Source organism: Lysinibacillus sp. NPDC097162, assembly GCF_044762185.1.
In the GTDB taxonomy this organism is placed as follows: domain Bacteria; phylum Bacillota; class Bacilli; order Bacillales_A; family Planococcaceae; genus Lysinibacillus.
In genome coordinates this window covers 206598-225864 of the sequence record NZ_JBIWDT010000005.1, presented here as the reverse complement: position 1 = coordinate 225864, position 19267 = coordinate 206598, and the positions used below count along the sequence as shown (strand labels likewise).

Genomic DNA, 19267 nt, shown 5'->3' with positions numbered 1-19267 from the left:
GAATTTACGCTTTAGAATTACAATGCATAGAATGGCACAGGAACTCCAGCTATGCAATATCCTCCTAGGCACTGCTAGTAGAACATTAATATATATTTCCTAAGTAAAAACCCACATAGACTCCTGCGGGAACGCACAGAGCGTAAGACGTAACAAACGGCGCCACAGCGACGGTTACGGCTTACGTGTATGCCCGCGGAAAGCGAAGGGGAATTTACGCTTTAGAATTACAATGCATAGAATGGCACAGGAACTCCAGCTATGCAATATCCTCCTAGGCACTGCTAGTAGAACATTAATATATATATTTCCTAAGTAAAAACCCACGTAGACTCCTGCGGGAACGCACAGAGCGTAAGACGTAACAAACGGCGCCACAGCGACGGTTACGGCTTACGTGTGTGCCCGCGGAAAGCGAAGTGGGTTTTTACGCTTTAGGAAGAGTCACATGAATAGAGCATTTTTTGTGACAGCTCCTACTAACCCTAACAAGTAGATATTTTATTAATACTCAAGTGACCCTTCTCCTTAAAATGGTGGATGGTACGGAGCATCGTGGCTAAGTTGTTTACGCTCACCCATATAATGTTTATAAAGCATTGAAGCATTAACAAATTGTTTACTAATCGAAGCATATTTAATAGGCAGCTCAATTTCCATATCATTTTTCAATGTAATAATACATCCTTCACTACTCGGCGAAATATTGGAAATAGCATGGAGTCCAATCCAAATATTGTGTATAGAGTTTGGTGAATAGGTCGGTAAAAAAATGCAAGGAAAGCCATAATCATATGCGACGACTATAGGGAGCTTATGTTGATTACCAAAAAAACGTTTTGCAGAATGTTTTGCAGCTTCATAGGTCGTGCCTAATGAGATGCAAGATTTGCGTAAAACATGCAAAGGTTTGCGTGTCACAATAAGCTCATTATGCTTGTCAATAACTCGAGTGAAAATTTTAGATTCATGCTGAATCGGTTCCAATAAATAAGTATTAAAAGACATTAAATAACCATTCACATAATTTGATGACATATGTAAAAGCCTCCTTTTAATAGTGATTATTTGTAGTGTAAATGACAAAAATGCATTCTGAAAATATAGATATAAACCGAAATTATATAGATAATTGATGCTTTTCCCTAAGGAATTTGCTCGAAATTCCGCTATAATTCTAATAAATAATAGATGATTTTTATTTGTTTAGCGTTGCATTTTAATCTAAATTTTCTTATAATTTAGAAAAGGATCGAGGTGAGATCGTTGGATAAATATTATTCGTACACAGATTTTCTAAAAGCCGTAGGTCAGTCAAAAAAAGTTGATGAGGCAGAGAAATTATTGAACGAGATTTATTTAGATTTATTTTTAAATCATATCCAGCGTATGCATCGTGAAGAAAAGCTAATGGTTCTGATAGATAGAACACTCGATGAACGAGATAAAAAAGCTTTTCACTTATACGCAACTGAACTAGAGGCTTTACACAAAGTAGCAAGTGAATAATATGATAAGACCGCTCTCCAATAACAGGAGAGCGGATTTTTTTGTTTATCTACAAATAGATGTTATCAGCACTATTATGTTTAATGAAAAATTGTAAAATCTTTTATTTTTCTAGAATTCTATGATTAAAGAAAGGGTATATATCTAATCATAGGTATAAAGGATAGAAGTTTGTTGTTTCTGAAAGAGTGTCACATCTAAGAGGAACCTCAAATGCTACATCAACATACACGTACCGAAATTGAAAATGAAGAAAAATAACAAACATTCGTTCGTTAAATGTTCGATATTTTAATACTGCTATGCTAAAATAAATGTACAAATTGGAAGGAAAGGACGGGGACATGCGTGCAAACATTTGATTTACAGGCGCCTTATCAGCCTAATGGTGATCAGCCACAGGCGATTGCAGAATTAGTGGAGGGTGTACGTGAAGGGAAACGACATCAAACATTACTTGGTGCAACGGGGACGGGCAAAACTTTTACGATTTCCAATGTCATTCAGCAAGTAAAAAAACCAACACTGATTATGGCCCACAATAAAACACTTGCGGGTCAATTATATAGTGAGTTCAAAGAGTTCTTCCCAAATAATGCGGTTGAATACTTTGTAAGTTATTATGACTACTTTCAACCGGAAGCGTATGTTCCGCAAACAGATACGTATATCGAAAAAGATTCAAGCATTAATGATGAGATTGATAAACTCCGTCACTCAGCCACTTCTTCACTTTTCGAACGTGATGATGTCATTATTATTGCGTCCGTATCCTGTATATACGGTTTAGGTTCTCCGGAAGAATATCGAGAATTAGTTGTATCAATTCGCACAGGGATGGAAATTGAGCGCAATCAATTACTTCGAAAATTAGTCGACGTGCAATATGAACGCAATGATATTAGTTTTACACGTGGGACGTTCCGTGTGCGAGGAGACGTTGTGGAAATTTTCCCAGCATCTCGTGATGAACATTGCGTCCGTATTGAATTTTTCGGAGATGAGATTGACCGAATTAGAGAGGTAGATGCTTTAACTGGAGAAATATTGGCAGATCGAGACCATGTAGCAATTTTCCCAGCATCCCACTTCGTTACACGTGAAGAAAAAATGCTTAAAGCAATTGACAATATTGAACAAGAATTAGAACAACGCCTTGAGCTATTGAGAGCAGAAGATAAGCTATTGGAGGCACAGCGCTTAGAGCAGCGTACACGCTATGATTTGGAAATGATGCGTGAAATGGGCTTTTGCTCAGGTATTGAAAACTATTCACGCCATTTAACATTACGTGAAGCTGGGGCAACACCATATACGTTACTTGATTACTTCCCAGAGGACTTTCTACTCGTCGTCGACGAAAGCCATGTGACATTACCACAAGTAAGAGGTATGTATAATGGGGACCAAGCGCGCAAAGGGGTACTAGTAGAGCATGGTTTCCGTTTACCTTCTGCACTAGACAATCGTCCATTGCGTTTTGAGGAATTTGAACGACATATTCATCAAGCAATTTATGTATCAGCAACGCCTGGTCCATATGAAATTGAACATACTCCAGAAATGGTAGAACAAATTATACGTCCAACAGGATTACTAGATCCGTTAATTGAAGTTCGTCCAATTGAAGGGCAAATTGATAATTTAATTGATGAAATTCATGATCGTATTGCGCGAAATGAGCGTGTACTCGTAACAACATTGACGAAAAAAATGTCAGAAGATTTATCTGCATATTTGAAGGAAATGGGCTTAAAAGTGGAATACTTACATTCAGAGATTAAGACATTAGAACGTATTGAGATTATTCGCGAACTTCGTAAAGGTACATATGATGTACTTATCGGCATTAACTTATTGCGTGAAGGCTTAGATATTCCTGAAGTATCACTAGTAGCGATTTTAGATGCAGATAAGGAAGGCTTTTTACGTTCGGAGCGTTCTCTTATTCAAACAATTGGCCGTGCGGCACGTAATGCAAATGGGCATGTCATTATGTACGCGGATAATATGACAGATTCTATGAAAAAGGCAATTGAGGAAACAAAACGCCGCCGTACAATTCAAATGGCTTACAACGAGGAACATGGCATTACACCGAAAACGATTGTCAAAAAGATTCCGGATGTTATTCGTGCGACACAGGTGGCAGAGGAAGAGGAGTCTTATGTAACAAAGGCAACGAAAGGCAAAAAATTGACGAAAGCAGAAAGAGAGAAATTACTTGCTACTCTTGAAGTTGAGATGAAGGAAGCGGCAAAAGCACTTGACTTCGAACGTGCAGCTGAGCTTCGCGATACAATATTTGAATTGAAAGCAGAAGGGTGATTGGCTTGTGAAAAATACAGAAATTGTCGTGCAAGGCGCACGAGCACATAATTTAAAAAATATAAATGTCACAATTCCACGTGATCAATTAGTCGTGTTAACAGGTTTATCTGGATCTGGGAAATCGTCATTAGCGTTTGATACGATTTACGCTGAAGGGCAACGTCGCTATGTCGAATCTTTATCGGCATATGCGCGCCAATTTCTTGGCCAAATGGATAAACCGGATGTAGATGCAATAGAGGGGCTATCGCCTGCTATTTCAATCGACCAAAAAACGACGAGCCGAAATCCACGCTCAACAGTCGGAACAGTTACGGAAATCTATGATTATTTGCGTTTACTATTTGCCCGTATCGGCAAGCCCATTTGTCCAAATCACGGTATTGAGATTACGTCTCAAACGATTGAGCAAATGGTCGATCGTCTGCTCGTCTATCCAGAGCGTACGAAAATGCAATTACTTGCACCAATGATTTCAGGGCGTAAAGGGACACATGTAAAATTACTTGAGGATTTGAAAAAGCAAGGCTTTGTCCGTGTACGAATTGATGGAGAATTACGCGATTTAGACGATGCTATTGATCTAGATAAAAATAAAAAACATTCGATAGAAGTTGTTGTCGATCGTGTAGTTGTAAAAGAAGGAATTGCAGCTCGTCTTAGTGATTCGTTAGAAACAGCCCTTCGATTAGCAGAGGGACGTGTGCTTGTCGATGTAATGGAGCATGAAGAATTATTATTTAGCGAACATCATGCCTGCCCATTATGTGGATTTTCAATTGGAGAGTTAGAGCCTAGGATGTTTTCTTTTAACAGTCCATTTGGGGCGTGCACAAGCTGTGACGGTTTAGGAACGACACAAGAGGTTGATCTTGAGCTTATCGTGCCAGATTGGGATCGTTCATTATTAGAGCACGCTATTGCACCATGGGAGCCTACTAGCTCTCAATATTATCCACAGCTATTAAAGGCTGTATGCGACCATTACGATATTCCAATGGATGTACCTGTCAAAGATTTACCTAAAGAAAAGATGGATAAGGTTTTATTTGGCTCAGGTAAAGATAAAATTCACTTCCATTATGAAAATGAATTTGGCAATGTGCGAGATCAGATGATTGAATTCGAAGGTGTCGTTCGTAATGTAGAGCGTCGTTTTAAGGAAACAACTTCCGATTATGTACGAGAACAAATGGAGAAATATATGGCTCAGCAAGCTTGCCCATCATGTAAAGGCTACCGACTAAAGCCCGAAACATTAGCTGTGAAAATTGCAGATCAGCATATTGGACAAGTAACAGAGTATTCGATTCAGGATGCAGATACGTTTTTCAAAGAACTAGATTTATCTGAAAAGGATATGCAAATCGCAAAACTCGTATTGCGTGAAATAGAAGAACGTCTCGGCTTCTTAGTCAATGTTGGATTAGATTATTTAACATTAAATCGTGCTGCGGGAACACTTTCAGGCGGGGAGGCTCAGCGTATCCGTCTGGCAACACAAATTGGCTCTCGTTTAACAGGAGTGCTCTATATTTTGGATGAGCCATCTATCGGCCTACATCAGCGAGATAATGACCGTCTCATTAGTACGCTACAAAATATGCGTGATATCGGAAATACGTTAATTGTAGTAGAGCATGATGAAGATACAATGCTAGCAGCGGATTATCTTATTGATGTTGGACCAGGTGCAGGAGTACATGGTGGACAAATTGTTGCAGCAGGTACACCACAGGAAGTAATGGATAATCCTAAGTCATTAACAGGACAATATTTAAGCGGCAAGAAATTCATACCGCTACCAATTGAGCGTCGTAAACCAGATGGTCGTAAACTATCTATTTTAGGTGCAAAAGAAAATAACCTACAAAACGTCAAAGTAGACGTACCATTAGGTCTATTTGTAGCGGTGACAGGTGTTTCTGGCTCAGGTAAATCAACTCTCATCAATGAGATTTTATATAAATCTTTAGCGCAAAAGCTCAACCGTTCAAAGGTGAAGCCAGGTGCACATAAAGAAGTAACAGGATTGGATGAGTTAGAAAAAGTTATTGATATTGATCAATCACCAATCGGCAGAACGCCACGCTCAAATCCGGCAACATATACAGGAGTATTTGATGATATTCGCGATGTTTTTGCAACAACAAATGAGGCAAAAGTACGCGGCTATAAAAAAGGGCGGTTTAGCTTTAATGTTAAAGGTGGTCGTTGTGAAGCTTGTCGTGGCGACGGTATTATTAAAATTGAAATGCATTTCCTGCCAGATGTTTATGTGCCGTGTGAAGTTTGTCATGGTAAACGTTATAATCGCGAAACACTTGAAGTGAAATATAAAGATAAAAGTATTGCGGATATTTTAGATATGACAATTGAAAATGCTGTGGTGTTCTTTGAAAACATTCCTAAAATTCAACGTAAATTACAAACGATTGTTGATGTAGGGTTAGGTTATATGAAATTAGGACAACCTGCGACTACCCTATCTGGTGGTGAGGCACAGCGTGTTAAATTGGCTTCTGAATTACATCGCCGCTCAACAGGTAAGTCATTTTACATTTTAGATGAGCCGACAACTGGCTTACATGCAGATGATATTGCACGCTTACTCATTGTGTTGCAACGCCTTGTTGAAAATGGTGACTCGGTACTTGTCATTGAGCATAATTTGGATGTTATTAAAACAGCGGATTACATTATTGACTTGGGGCCAGAGGGTGGCGACAAAGGTGGTACAATTGTTGCTACAGGTACGCCAGAAGAAGTAGTGGAAGTAAAGGGCTCTTATACAGGTAAATATTTAAAACCGATATTAACACGTGATAGAATGCGTATGGAAGCTGCTTTGGTAGAAGCATCTAAATAATTTATTATAAAGTAGTTTATTGTAAAAATCTGCTCTTTTCCGAGGGTAAGACTTAAGACCCCGCATGCTCGTTAGCTTTTGTGGCATCATGCATAAGGCTTTTTCTCCCTCAGGAAAACTTGCAGATTTTTTATTTTCCCATATCAAAAATGCACCTAATAGCGACAATGCAGTAATTCATCATCTGTGATAGTAAATACTTTTTCATTTTTTCAGTGAAACTTTTCACATAGGGATACGTATAAATAGATATAACAATCTGTGGGAGGCTATATGATTATGCAAAATGAACGTCAACGAATTTTAGAACTTGTGGAAAAAGGTACAATTTCAGCGCAAGAGGCGATTACATTATTAGAAGCATTAGAGCAACCTAGCAAGTCCACTCAAAGTAGTAACGATGTGTCGAATATGGGTCAGCAATCCTCAACAGAGAAAGAATCTATCTTTAAAGATCCAGAGTTTAAAGAAGAACAAAAGAAAAAAGATGCAGACTTCACTAAAAATTTCCAAGAGGAAATGCATGATTTTCGTAAAGATTTATCGCAAATCGGTTCAATCTTTATGGATATGATGAATACAGCAGTTAAAAAAGTAAAAGAATTTGATGTTTCTTCGCCATTTGGAGATAAATTTGAATTTACACATACAGAAGAACTAGCGGCAGAGAATGTAGAAAATGTCATTGTTGAATTACCGAACGGCAATTTTTCATTAGAGACGTGTGAAGGTGATAACTTCCAAGTCATTTGTAAAGTAAAGGCACCGCTACTTAATGATAACGAGGAAGAAACACGTAATCATTTCTTGGAACAATTTGTTGTGAAGAACGAGGAAGGCTCACTTAGAATTTTAAGTCAGCTTAAGCTTGTGCAGGTGAATGTTCAATTACTTGTGCCAAAGGAAAAGTTAGATAAATTGTCAGTCCGTTTAATGAACGGTAGTGTTGCCTTGCAAGATATCGAGCTAGATCAATTAAAACTTAAAACACTTAATGGTGCGATTAAGGGCTCTAAGCTAGTATTTACGAAGGCAGAAGTGGATTCATCGAATGGCTCGATCGAACTAACTGATGTACGTGGTAAAGATTTAGAAGCTGAAACATTGAATGGTCGTGTTTATTTAGATGGGGCTTTAGATGAAGTAGAAGCAAAATCTATAAATGGACATGTTGTTGTGACAACATGCTCTAGTAATTCATCAAAAATTAAAGCACATACAGTTGCTGGAGCTGTAGAAATATATGTACCACGAACAATGTCTTTAAGCGGAAAAATTGTCACAAACTTCGGCAAAGTGGATGTAGGTATTCAAGATACGTCGAAAATTGAAACACAGGATCAATTCTTAACTAAAGTAGTTCGTTTTGATAAAGAAGTGGAAAATGCGAATCGCTTATTTATCGAAGGCGAGTCGAAAACAGGAGCAGTTTTAATTCGTTATACAACTACTGACGAGCAACAAATGTAAAAATATAGAGCATTCAGGCTAGGCTATATAGCTTGAATGCTTTTTTATATTCAATATTTACTAATAAGAAACAGGAATCACTATAACCTTCCATCGATTCCTGTTTTTATTTGTTGTCATTTGGTGGTTTTTAAAAAAATATTCCAAAAAACATTAAATAAATAGAATATAATGCCAACGAATGAAATAAAACTGTAATAAAAAAACATAGATTGAGTGATATAATAGAAAAAGAATACATCTTACATATAAGAGGTTTAGGTGGTTTAAAAAACATGATAGAAATGAAAAATGTGACAAAGAAGTATCCGAATGGTGTAGTTGCGACAAATGGCATTTCGGTTAATATAAAACAAGGTGAATTTGTCTATGTTGTTGGTCCAAGTGGTGCAGGTAAATCGACATTTATCAAGTTAATGTACCGTGAGGAAAAAGCAACTTCAGGTGAAATTACTGTTAATGGTATTAATTTAGGTGATTTAAAAAATAAAAAAGTACCTTTCTTGCGCCGTCAACTCGGTGTAGTTTTCCAAGATTTCAAATTACTTCCAAGATTAAATGTCTATGAAAACGTAGCATTTGCGTTAGAGGTAATTGAAGAGGAACCAGTTGAAATCCGACGTAGAGTTATGGAAGTTTTAGATCTTGTTGGATTAAAGCATAAGGCAAGAATGTTCCCGAACGAACTTTCTGGTGGAGAACAGCAACGTGTTTCTATTGCTCGTTCTATTGTGAACGTACCAAAAGTAGTAATTGCAGATGAACCAACAGGGAATCTAGACCCTGAGACATCTTGGGAGATTATGAATTTGTTTGAAGAAATTAATGCACGGGGAACGACAATTGTAATGGCAACCCACAACCGCGAAATTGTGAATACCATTCGTCGTCGAGTTATAGCGATTGAAGGCGGTATGATTGTCCGTGATGAGCACGGAGGTGACTACGGCTATGAAATTTAATACGGTAAAACGACACTTTCGAGAGAGTATAAAATCACTTGGTCGTAATAGCTGGATGACAATTGCTTCTGTCAGCGCGGTTACAGTGACTTTGATATTAGTAGGTGTATTCTCGCTAATTATGATGAACTTAAATAAAGTAGCATCAGATTTAGAGAACGATGTTGAAATAAAAGTGTTAATCGATGAAACAGCAGATGAAGCTGCTGAAAAAGCATTGCTAGCAAAAATAGAAAAATTGCCTGATGTTGCGGAATTTACTTATTCCACAAAGGAAGACGAATTAACAAAGTTAGTGAAAGATTTTGGGGATGACTTTAAGCTTTTTGAGCAAAGTAACCCGTTACGAAATGTTATTTATGTAAAGGCAACAGATCCACAGCAAACTGCCACGGTTGCAAAGACAATTAATAAGTATGAATATACATACGATGTGAAGTACGGTGAAGGTAAGGTAGAAAAACTTTTCAACTTCTTAAATATTAGTCGTAATGTAGGTCTTGTGCTGATTTTAGGGTTATTATTCACAGCTATTTTCTTAATTTCTAATACGATTCGTATTACGATAATCGCACGACGTGATGAAATCGAAATTATGAAACTAGTAGGTGCAACAAATTCGTTTGTGCGTATTCCATTTCTTTTAGAAGGTATGTGGCTGGGGATATTAGGTTCTATCGTCCCGATTGCGGTTATCGCAACACTTTATCACAATGTATATAGAATTATTGCACCTCGTTTACAAGGTGAGCTCGTTCAGCTTCTTAGCTTCTCACCACTTGTTTATCAAGTAAGTGGTCTACTATTGCTTATTGGTGTGCTTATTGGTATTTGGGGAAGCTTCATGTCTGTACGTAAATTTTTAAAAGTTTAACTTGTTTCAGCAAAAGTTCTTATTTATAAAAGCGGGGGATACACGGGATTCTTTGTGGATTCTACCCCCGTCTGAATCAAGTTAAAGTCCACGGTTAATGTCACAGATTTTATAAGGAGCCTATTGATCAGGCTCGAAAAAAACTTGACGCAATAATGCCGAGGCGTAATTTATATTTAGTCAGAGATGTAGCGCAATAAAAAAGCCGTTTATGACGGCGTACATAGTCAGAAAAATGGAATTAAATAGACGAAGGGAGTTCAATAAATGAAAAGTAAGGCAAAAAACACAATTAAAGCATTTGCAGCAACAACGGCACTACTTCTTATTATCCAAACTCCAACAGCGTATGCAACTAGTTTAACGGATTTAAAAGAAGAGAAAAAACAAGTAGAAACAAAGAAAAATCAATTAAATTCTTCTATTAGCAATAAAGAAAATGCAATTAGTGCAAATGAAGAAAAGCAACAAAAATTACTAGATCAAATTCAAGCGTTAAACGCTGAAATCGAAACTACAAATAGTAGTATTAAAAATGTATTGGCAGAAATTCAATCTACAAATGCAGAGATAAAAGAATTAGAAGGTACAATTGAAGAGCTTCTTCGCAAAATTGAAGAGCGTGATTTATTATTACAAGATCGTGCACGTGCAATTCAAGCTGGGGGCTCAGTTAGCTATTTAGATGTGCTACTAGGTTCTAATAGCTTCGTAGATTTCATCGACCGCTTCTCCGCTGTAAATGCATTACTTGAAGCGGATCGTCAAATTATTCGCGATCAAAAACAGGACAAGCAAACATTAGAAGAGCAAAAGCAAGTACTAGAAAGTAAACGTCAAAAGCTTGAAGAGCAGAAAGCAAAGCTAGAGCGTCTAAAAGCATCATTAGATGGACAGAAAAAAGAGAAAAACACTTTAGTTGAACAGTTAGAAAAAGAACAAGCAAAACTAAAGTCAGAAAAAGTATTACTTGAAAAAGAATATTCAGAGGCGCTTGAAATTAGTGCTGAATTACAGCAGCAAATTATTTCAGAGCAAAACCGATTAGCGGAAGTAGCTCGTCAACAAGAGGCAAAACGTAAAGCAGCAGCGGCTGCTGCAGCTGCTGCAGGGAACTCAGGCTCTGGCGGCTCTACAGTGAATGCTCCAGCTTCGGATGGAACATGGATTAAACCAACAAATGGTCGTTTAACATCACCATATGGCTGGCGTAATCTTGGTGCTGGTCCTGAATTCCATTATGGAGTTGACCTTGCCAATAAAACAGGTACGCCAATTTGGGCAGCGGCTGACGGTGTCGTATCTTACGCCGCACCACTTAGCTCCTACGGAAATGTGGTTATTTTAACACACTCTATTGATGGAAAAATATATACAACAGTTTATGCACATTTAAGTGCATTTAATGTTAGTGTTGGTGACGAAGTAAGCCAAGGACAGCAAATTGCAGCAATGGGTAGTACAGGTCGCTCAACAGGACCACACTTACACTTTGAAGTGCACATCGGCTCTTGGCAAGGACAAGCAGTTGGTAGTGTGAATCCACTAAAATATATTCCATTGTAAATATTTTATGAAGAGAGTCGTCTCATAGTGAGACGGCTCTTTTTTGCGTAAGTGACAAAATAAAAAGGAGATTTTTCCTGTTATAACGTGCATTCGAAAGAAATGTTTATTACTATATACGATGTGGGGTATTTTCAAGTGAAATGCTCCAAAAATGACTATTCTATGAAAACTTGAGAATAATTTTTGAACACAGTGTGAAATGGAAGTTTTCATAAAAGTATGTATGCTATGCTAAAATTATCTATATCGGTGGAGGATTTGTTAAGGTGATTAATACTGAGTGGTTTTCAATTCGTGCATTAACTTTACCAGCAACGGCGGTCGCATTATTAGCAGCATTTATCATTGTATGGCTTGTCTTACGAATACAATTCCCGAAAATATGGTCAGGGGTATATGGCGATGCAATCTTTACTCTTATACTTGTTTGGAAATTTAGCGTCGTTATTACGGACTTTCAATCTGTCTTTTCACAACCATTAACGCTTCTTTACTTTAATGGCGGAACTGTCGGTGTCTTATTAGGAACAGTTGCCTTAATATTTCAATTGTGGTGGAAGCGACAACAACTACAATTCGATTCTGAAGGCGTAACTGCAAGTGGCTGGGCAATCATTTTAACGCAATCCATTTATCAATGGTTCGTGGTATTATTGAATGACAATTCGCTCCAAAGTGAACTCATCACTTTGGTAGTGCTAAGCATACTAACGATTATCATATTATGGAAAGTAACAGAAACAACTCTAGCGTTATTAGTGTATACAGCTGTGTATGTAATCGTTGCTGTTTTTCAGCCTAATGGCTTTTGGCAACCGGCTGTTGGAGTAAGCTTCCTATTACTTATGTTAGGTATAGGAATTCAACGAATGGGAGGAAAAGAATGAAAAAAAATATTGGGTTACTTATGGTTGTGTTGTTAATAGCTGCGATGATTGGTACATATGTTAAACAGCAAATCGATAAAGAGCGCGAAATTGAAACGGCCTCACTTGGTAAAGAAGTAGAAGAACGGACAATTGGGTTGAAAAAAGGAGATACACCGCCAGATTTCACGTTAACTAATTTAGATGGTGAAAAAGTGACGTTAAGTAAGTTACGCGGAAAAAAAGTAGTATTAAATTTTTGGGCAACATGGTGTCCACCGTGTAAAGCTGAAATGCCGCATATGCAAAATTATTACGATCAATATGCAAAAGAGGATAATGTTGAAATTTTAGCAGTCAATTTAACGTCAGCCGAGCGAGACGTAACAGCTGATGCGAAAATTGATTCAGTCATGACATTTAGAGATGGTTTTGAACTTACATTCCCGATTTTACTTGATCCAGAAAATGCTGCTGGTTCAGATTATCAGGTCATTACAATTCCAACAACGTATTTCATTGATTCAACTGGGGCTATTCAGCAAGCGATAGAAGGTCCAATGAACATCGAAATGTTAAAAAACACTGTTGAAGCATTAGATTAAAACTAAACTACAACCCACTGTGCCCGTAAAATGCATAGTGGGTTTTTTTAGTGCCGGTTTTTTAGTGCCAGGCACCCAAACAATTCTGAATTTTTATAGTACTGCTAGTAGATTATTTTATATATCCAAGAAAAAATCCACGTAGACTCCTGCGGGAATGCAGTGGGTATTAGTGCCAGGCACCCGAACAATTCTGAATACTTAAAGCGCTACTAGTAGATTATTTTATATATCCAAGTAAAAATCCACGTAGACTCATGCGGGAATGCACAGTGGGTATTAGTGCCAGGCACCCGAACAATTCTGAATACTTAAAGCGCTACTAGTAGATTATTTTATATACCCAAGTAAAAATCCACGTAGACTCCTGCGGGAATGCACAAAACGTAAGACGCAACAGGCGGCGCGATAGCGACGGTTGCGGCTTACGTCGTGCCCGCGGAAAGCGAAGTGGATTTTTACGCTATAGGTGGCTAGATTCTTTGAAAAGTGCCAGGCACCCAAACAATTTTGTATAGCCCGTGAGCTTATTTAGAATTCCAAAACATTATTTTGTATGTTTGAAAATAAAAATTCATACAGTAAAGAGACAGAGGAGGGAAGGTTTGCGCAAAATTACGGCAGGAGTCGGGGTACTTGTCAGCAGTTTATTGATAGGTAGTGGATTTTACTTTGACTTGTTTGATTTTGATGGAGGAGAGAAAAAAGTGCAAGTTGCAGAAGTTGATTCGATTAACGAAGCTTTGCAACTAATCGAAAAGAAATCTGTATATAGCACTAAAAAAGAAGAATTAGTAGAAGGTGCTTTACGTGGTATGGCAGATGCAATTAAGGACCCGTATAGTACCTATTACACGAAGGAAGAGGCTGAGCAACATCGACAAATGCTAGCAGAAGAAAGAGTTGGCATCGGTATTGAACTGACAGAAAACAATGGGAAGTTTATTGTTGTATCGCCTGTTCGTTCGTCACCAGCAGAAAAGGCTGGAATGCGCTCTCTCGATGAAATTGTACAAGTTGATGGCGTAAAAGTAGATGGGAAAACAATGAGTGAACTAATGCATTTAATTCAAGGTGACAAAGGGACAAAGATTACCATTGTTGTTTATCGTCCAAGTGAGGATAAGCATATTAAAATGACGATGGAACGTGCTGCAATCTCCAATAAAACCGTAACGAGTGAGGTAGTGAAGGTTGAGGATACTTCGATAGGCTATATAGAAATCTCGTTATTTGGTGAGAAGACAGCAAATGAGTGGGTTGCTGAAACAAGTAAGCTACTACGCAAAGATGTAGAAGGGCTCGTTGTTGACGTTCGTGATAATCCTGGAGGCTATTTACATAGCGTCGCAGCGCTACTAAGTACAATTTTAGAAAATGGTAAAGTATTTGCCTATATGCAAAATGCAGAGGGGGCTATGGAACCATTAAAAACTGAATCGAAAGGCTTTGATGAAAAATATTTAGCTACGATGAATAAAATTCCGATTGTCATTATTCAAAATGGTGGTAGTGCATCGGCTAGTGAAGTACTCAGTGGAGCATTAAAAGGCTGGAATCGTGCTTCCCTTGTCGGCGTTAAAAGTTTTGGTAAGGGCACAGTGCAGGAATCATGGTCTCTTGCAAATGGGGGAGAACTAAAGCTATCGACAAATAAATGGCTTACGCCAAAACGTGAATGGATCCATGGGAAGGGCATTGAAGCTAGTTTAGTTATTGAACAAAACGAGTTATTTGCGTTCCAATTGCATCCATTAACAGGGCAATTCAAAATAGGCAATATGAGCGAGGAAATCGCGTATACACAAAAAGCATTGCAAAAGCTTGGTTATCAAATTGATCGATTAGATGGGTATTTAGATGAGACAACTCAAGAGGCAGTAAAACTTTATCGTAAGCAGAAGGAATTACCACCAGCAGATAATGATGTATATGTAGATTCTACATTCTTCAATAGTTTAAATGGAACGTTAAAGGCTTATAAAGAAGATCGTCAAAATGACTTGCAATTCCAAATGGCAACAAGCTTCCTGTTGCACAATATTGAGCAATAGATATTATAAATCTAGTAAAAATGATGGGAAATAACAAGCTTTCTACCAGTTACTACTACGCAAGACAGTGGTCGTTTGATACAATGAATGCATAGTATTCATGACAGAAACGGCGGGTGTTCGTATGGTTAGTAACATATTAATAGAAATTGTAACAGCGATTGGCCGCTTTTTACTTAATCCAGTAGTTTATATGGCGATAGTGGTTGCTATCTTATTAGGGTATAGACGTGTAAAGCAAGAGCGAAGATTTTTTAACAGACGTATTATTTGGGGTTGGACAGAGCTGATAGGACAATGGAAGCGTGGATGGCCTTATGCATTAGTCATTTCTCTAATAAGTCTAGGTTTCGGGCTCACTGTACCCAAACCTTTTTTACTAATTTTAATGGCTATATCTTTACTAGGTCTCTTGTTATTTTTCATCAATGTATTGTCACCAATTTACACAATGGCAATCGCGACTCTTACATTGTGGGCGATGTACCAGTATAACTGGTCGTTCTCCTGGTGGAAGCTTTCGTTGGAAGGCGTCGATTTATTAGCAGGGGCTATTGTTACAATTACGATCATAACAGGGCTATGTGTAATAGTAGAAGGCATGTTTATTCGCCGTACTGCTAAACAAGTTATCACACCTGCTATCGAAAATACAAAACGTGGCATGCAGGCTATCGTCTATCGAACAAGGAATGTCTGGGTGTTACCTATTTTCTTTATTATTCCAGGTAATATCATCCCATCATCACTGCCATATTGGCCGCAGTTTACATTGGGAGATAATCACTTTGCATTCGTATTATTCCCTGTAGTTATCGGTTTTTCAAAGCTGTTAAGGAAAGAATTACCCGTTGTGCAGTTGCCGAAAATAGGGCGCTCAGTCTTATTGTTAGGACAGCTGATTTTAATAGGTGGACTTGCATCATTTTTGGCACCGATTATTGGTTATATAACATTAGCAGTAGGGGCATTAATTCGGATCATAATATCAATTTATTATGCTTTGCAAGATAAAACGGAATCGTATGCGGTTGCCCCAAGTACAAAGGGAGCTATTATTGCTGCGGTGCTTCCTGATTCGCCAGCAGAAAAAATGGGCTTACTTGCAGGGGAATGTATTCGTAAAGTAAACGGACACACGATTACTACAGAAGTTGAATTATATGAAGCTTTACAATCAAATGCTGCACATTGTCGTTTAGAGGTGCTAGACCGTAATAACGAAATTCGCCTTACGCAGCATGTAATTTACAGCAATGACCATTATCGAATTGGATTATTGTTGGCGGAGCCGAGGGAACTATGATAGATCTATATGGGAAAATGATGCTAGCATTATTTTTCCCAGCATTACTCGTGTTATTGTTTACACGTATTACGTATAACCGTTATGTGGCGTTAGGTTTAGCTATAGCACTTATTGCCGCTTCAGTATATGCAGGTTATACTTCCCCACCTATTATTTTTGTTGTAGATGCTTTTTCGTTAACTGTTGGTTTTTGGTTGGCGAGCAAAATGCAAAAAAAATAAGGAGGGCTGTCATTAAAGACTTCCTAACTCCTTTAGTAATAAATAAAAATCCGCGTCGCATTTGCGGGCACTGTGTAAGACGAACTCATCCATATTGGGGTGATTCGTCTTACACCTCGTGCTACTTTCGCAAGCGACTAAGCGGATTTTTTTATAGTGAAAAAGCAAACGTTAAATATTTTTACATAATGAATCTTACAGCAGCCATTATTATAACGCCTGCCACAACTGTAATCGATAAGCTTTTTGTGACTAGTGCAATGATAAGTGTAGGCACAAAAGTTAAAAAGACAGGCCAATCCAGTGTAACGAAACTTTTGCTTTCAGTATCCAATAAATTTTCGATAACAAGGGCACTAAGAATACAAACTGGAATAAAGCTTAGCCATTTTAAAACTACATCTGGCAGTTTCACACTGCGCACAAACATAAACGGTATAATACGGGGTAACCATGTAACCAATGCGCAACCGATAATAAGCCATACCATAGAAGCTGTTGTCGTCATTTATCTGTCACCACCCCAATCGTAGCTACAATAACAGTTGCAAGTAGTACAGCTAAATGCGAAGGAACGAGATAAGATAAGCCATACATAATGACCACCATATAGCCAATTAACATAAGGTAATGCATGATTTTATTTTTTCCAACGCTACTAAGCTGTAGCACTAGTAAAGCAACAAACATGGCGATTAATGCAAAGTCTAAGCCCCACTTTTCGGGATTTGCCACCCATTGTCCTAAAAAAGCACCTGCGACGCAAGATAAAATCCAAAATGCGTACGCTGTGATATTCAGTCCATCCATCCATTTGCCATGTAATTTACCATTTTGCATTTGTTTGGTTACGGCTACACCAAATGTTTCGTCTGTTAATAATGTCCCGAATCCGACATTTCGTAGCATAGAATAGCGCGTAAAATGAGGTGCCAATGTTAAACTCATTAATAAATGACGTAGATTTACGACAAAAATGGTTACAATGATAGCAGAGGCAGGACTACTCGTTAGCAAAAGTGCGCAAAAAATAAACTGCGCAGAACCCGCGTAAACGAGAATTGTTAGTAATGCAATTTCAACTACAGATAGTCCAGAAGCGGAACCTACAACACCGAATGCCAGTCCTATACTAATATAACCGAGTAAAGTAGGTACACAATCTTTTACTCCTTGTAGGAAGCTATCGTCTGTAGAGGTTGTTGATTCATTATGAAGATCTGTTGTGCTTGTCATAAATAGGTCGTCCTTTCGAAAAAATTTCCATGTATACTTATAATGGAATAGTTTGAACATTCACATATGTTTATTAAAGTATACATATGTCCGATAAAATAAACAATAGGAAATGGTGAGTCAAGATGGAACAAATGAGTCGAAATTTAGCATTCCAATTAAAAAAAATACGACAGCAGCGTAGTTTAAGCTTAGATGATGTGGCAAAAGCAACAGGCGTAAGTAAAGCACAGCTAGCGCAAATTGAAAAAGGTGAAGCGAATCCAACGGTTTCAACAATTTGGAAAATAGCTGCAGGCCTTCGAATATCATTTTCATCCCTTTTACAGCCACCGATAGCCCATTTTATGAAGTTTAGCAGTAAAAATGCGCCACATGTCGATGAAGACGATGGGCGTTATCGAGTTTACTCAATTATTCCTTATGATCCTGAACGTGGCTGGGAATTTTATAAGGTAGAAATGGAACCAGGGGCGAGAAGTAGGAGTGAAGCCCATACAGAAGGGGTAGAAGAAACTGTGACTGTTATTCATGGACAAGCTATTATTTTTGCTGGCGTAATGCATGAAACTTTAACTGAAGGAGAAACCTTGGTATTTTCTGGGCATCAAGCACACGAATATCAAAACGCTTCAGAAGAACTTACAATTTTACATGTAATTTTGCAATATAAGTAGAGGTGGCAATAGTGAATGAATGGTTTACTGTAGAAAATATCGAGCATGTTGCGGCACAATACCGAACACTAGGCCCAATAATAGGTGTAGTACTACCTTTTTTAGAGGCTTTTTTTCCTTTTTTACCGCTAGTTGTGTTCGTTGTCGCAAATGCGAGTGCATTTGGATTATGGATTGGATTTTTATTATCTTGGTTAGGTTCAGTAGCTGGCTCATATGCAGTTTTTTTGCTTGTTCGACATTTCGGAAAGCATCCGAAGCTGCGTTTTGTAACGCGAGGGAAAAAGGTACAAAAGCTTATCAAATGGGTTGATATGAACGGAATTAGCCCGTTGTTTGTATTACTGTGCTTTCCATTTACGCCTTCAGTCATTGTCAATATAGTTGCGGGACTTTCTCATATTCATAAAAAATATTATTTAACGGTGCTATTAGCAGGGAAATTCGTAATGATTTTAGGGATGAGTGTTCTTGGCTATGATTTAAAATCGCTATTAACAAGTCCGATACGACTGATTATTGCTGGTGTAGCCATTGTCTTGTTATGGTGGATTGGCAAGTTAATCGAGAAGCGATTGAACGCTCGAGTGGAAAGAGATTTGAAACGTGTGCGAAAAATGACGAAAAATGAATAATCTTCTAGGCTGAATCTGCACATGCAGTCCCTTGTATCATGTAAAATGGTAGGAGGGTCTTTTTTATTTCATTTAGCAAT

Annotated in this window: 17 protein-coding genes; 14 read left to right on the top strand and 3 right to left on the bottom strand. The window is 38.0% G+C overall.

Going from position 1 to position 19267, the window contains the following annotated elements; translation table 11 throughout:
• Positions 1 to 528 precede the first annotated feature (528 nt).
• The gene (locus tag ACIQXW_RS19360; protein ID WP_340826325.1) at positions 529 to 1038 is read right to left on the bottom strand and encodes a competence protein ComK; all 510 of its coding nucleotides are present in this window, start codon (positions 1036 to 1038) and stop codon (positions 529 to 531) included.
• Positions 1039 to 1266: 228 nt separating this feature from the next.
• On the opposite strand from ACIQXW_RS19360, the gene ACIQXW_RS19355 reads away from it, so the two are divergent.
• The 12 genes from ACIQXW_RS19355 to ACIQXW_RS19300 all read left to right on the top strand — a co-directional run bounded on the left by ACIQXW_RS19355 (position 1267) and on the right by ACIQXW_RS19300 (position 16639).
• Positions 1267 to 1509: an IDEAL domain-containing protein gene (locus tag ACIQXW_RS19355; protein ID WP_340826323.1), complete on the top strand. Its 243-nt coding sequence runs from the start codon at positions 1267 to 1269 to the stop codon at positions 1507 to 1509.
• Between the two features lie 348 nt (positions 1510 to 1857).
• Positions 1858 to 3837, top strand: coding sequence for an excinuclease ABC subunit UvrB (uvrB, locus tag ACIQXW_RS19350; protein WP_340826322.1), 1980 nt, complete (start codon positions 1858 to 1860; stop codon positions 3835 to 3837).
• A gap of 7 nt (positions 3838 to 3844) precedes the next feature.
• Positions 3845 to 6709, top strand: coding sequence for an excinuclease ABC subunit UvrA (uvrA, locus tag ACIQXW_RS19345; RefSeq protein ID WP_401021141.1), 2865 nt, complete (start codon positions 3845 to 3847; stop codon positions 6707 to 6709).
• 279 nt (positions 6710 to 6988) lie between these two features.
• Entirely contained in the window at positions 6989 to 8179 is a 1191-nt protein-coding gene (locus tag ACIQXW_RS19340; protein ID WP_340826320.1) for a DUF4097 family beta strand repeat-containing protein, read from the top strand.
• Positions 8180 to 8454: 275 nt separating this feature from the next.
• Positions 8455 to 9141 carry a cell division ATP-binding protein FtsE gene (ftsE, locus tag ACIQXW_RS19335; RefSeq protein ID WP_340826319.1) on the top strand — a complete coding sequence of 229 codons (687 nt, stop codon included), beginning with the start codon at positions 8455 to 8457 and terminating at the stop codon, positions 9139 to 9141.
• A complete protein-coding gene (ftsX, locus tag ACIQXW_RS19330) occupies positions 9131 to 10015 on the top strand; it encodes a permease-like cell division protein FtsX (protein WP_340826317.1) in 885 nt (294 codons plus the stop codon). The genes ftsE and ftsX overlap by 11 nt, the downstream gene beginning before the upstream one ends.
• 267 nt (positions 10016 to 10282) lie before the next feature.
• Positions 10283 to 11581: a murein hydrolase activator EnvC family protein gene (locus tag ACIQXW_RS19325; RefSeq protein ID WP_340826316.1), complete on the top strand. Its 1299-nt coding sequence runs from the start codon at positions 10283 to 10285 to the stop codon at positions 11579 to 11581.
• Positions 11582 to 11850: 269 nt separating this feature from the next.
• Complete coding sequence (locus ACIQXW_RS19320) at positions 11851 to 12471, top strand: hypothetical protein (protein WP_402764802.1); 621 nt, start codon at positions 11851 to 11853, stop codon at positions 12469 to 12471.
• Positions 12468 to 13055 carry a peroxiredoxin family protein gene (locus ACIQXW_RS19315; protein WP_401021149.1) on the top strand — a complete coding sequence of 196 codons (588 nt, stop codon included), beginning with the start codon at positions 12468 to 12470 and terminating at the stop codon, positions 13053 to 13055. The genes ACIQXW_RS19320 and ACIQXW_RS19315 overlap by 4 nt, the downstream gene beginning before the upstream one ends.
• Positions 13056 to 13660: 605 nt before the next feature.
• Entirely contained in the window at positions 13661 to 15109 is a 1449-nt protein-coding gene (locus tag ACIQXW_RS19310) for a S41 family peptidase (RefSeq protein WP_340826312.1), read from the top strand.
• A gap of 124 nt (positions 15110 to 15233) precedes the next feature.
• Positions 15234 to 16415 (top strand): PDZ domain-containing protein, encoded by a 1182-nt coding sequence (locus tag ACIQXW_RS19305; RefSeq protein ID WP_340826311.1) that lies wholly within the window; start codon positions 15234 to 15236, stop codon positions 16413 to 16415.
• The gene (locus ACIQXW_RS19300) at positions 16415 to 16639 is read left to right on the top strand and encodes a CsbA family protein (protein ID WP_401021441.1); all 225 of its coding nucleotides are present in this window, start codon (positions 16415 to 16417) and stop codon (positions 16637 to 16639) included. The genes ACIQXW_RS19305 and ACIQXW_RS19300 overlap by 1 nt, the downstream gene beginning before the upstream one ends.
• 181 nt (positions 16640 to 16820) lie before the next feature.
• On the opposite strand, the gene ACIQXW_RS19295 is transcribed toward ACIQXW_RS19300, so the two are convergent.
• Together ACIQXW_RS19295 and ACIQXW_RS19290 are read right to left on the bottom strand one after the other, a co-directional pair.
• Positions 16821 to 17147: an AzlD domain-containing protein gene (locus ACIQXW_RS19295; protein ID WP_340826310.1), complete on the bottom strand. Its 327-nt coding sequence runs from the start codon at positions 17145 to 17147 to the stop codon at positions 16821 to 16823.
• Positions 17144 to 17875, bottom strand: a complete 732-nt coding sequence (locus ACIQXW_RS19290; protein ID WP_401021157.1) for an AzlC family ABC transporter permease — start codon at positions 17873 to 17875, stop codon at positions 17144 to 17146. Before ACIQXW_RS19290 ends, ACIQXW_RS19295 begins: the two co-directional genes overlap by 4 nt.
• A 125-nt stretch (positions 17876 to 18000) precedes the next feature.
• Here ACIQXW_RS19290 and ACIQXW_RS19285 point away from each other — a divergent pair, with 125 nt between their 5' ends.
• Both ACIQXW_RS19285 and ACIQXW_RS19280 read left to right on the top strand, forming a co-directional pair.
• On the top strand, positions 18001 to 18552 hold the full coding sequence (locus ACIQXW_RS19285; protein ID WP_402764796.1) for a helix-turn-helix domain-containing protein: 552 nt from the start codon (positions 18001 to 18003) through the stop codon (positions 18550 to 18552).
• An 11-nt stretch (positions 18553 to 18563) separates the two neighbouring features.
• Positions 18564 to 19187 (top strand): TVP38/TMEM64 family protein, encoded by a 624-nt coding sequence (locus ACIQXW_RS19280; RefSeq protein ID WP_340826308.1) that lies wholly within the window; start codon positions 18564 to 18566, stop codon positions 19185 to 19187.
• The last annotated feature ends 80 nt before the right edge of the window (positions 19188 to 19267 follow it).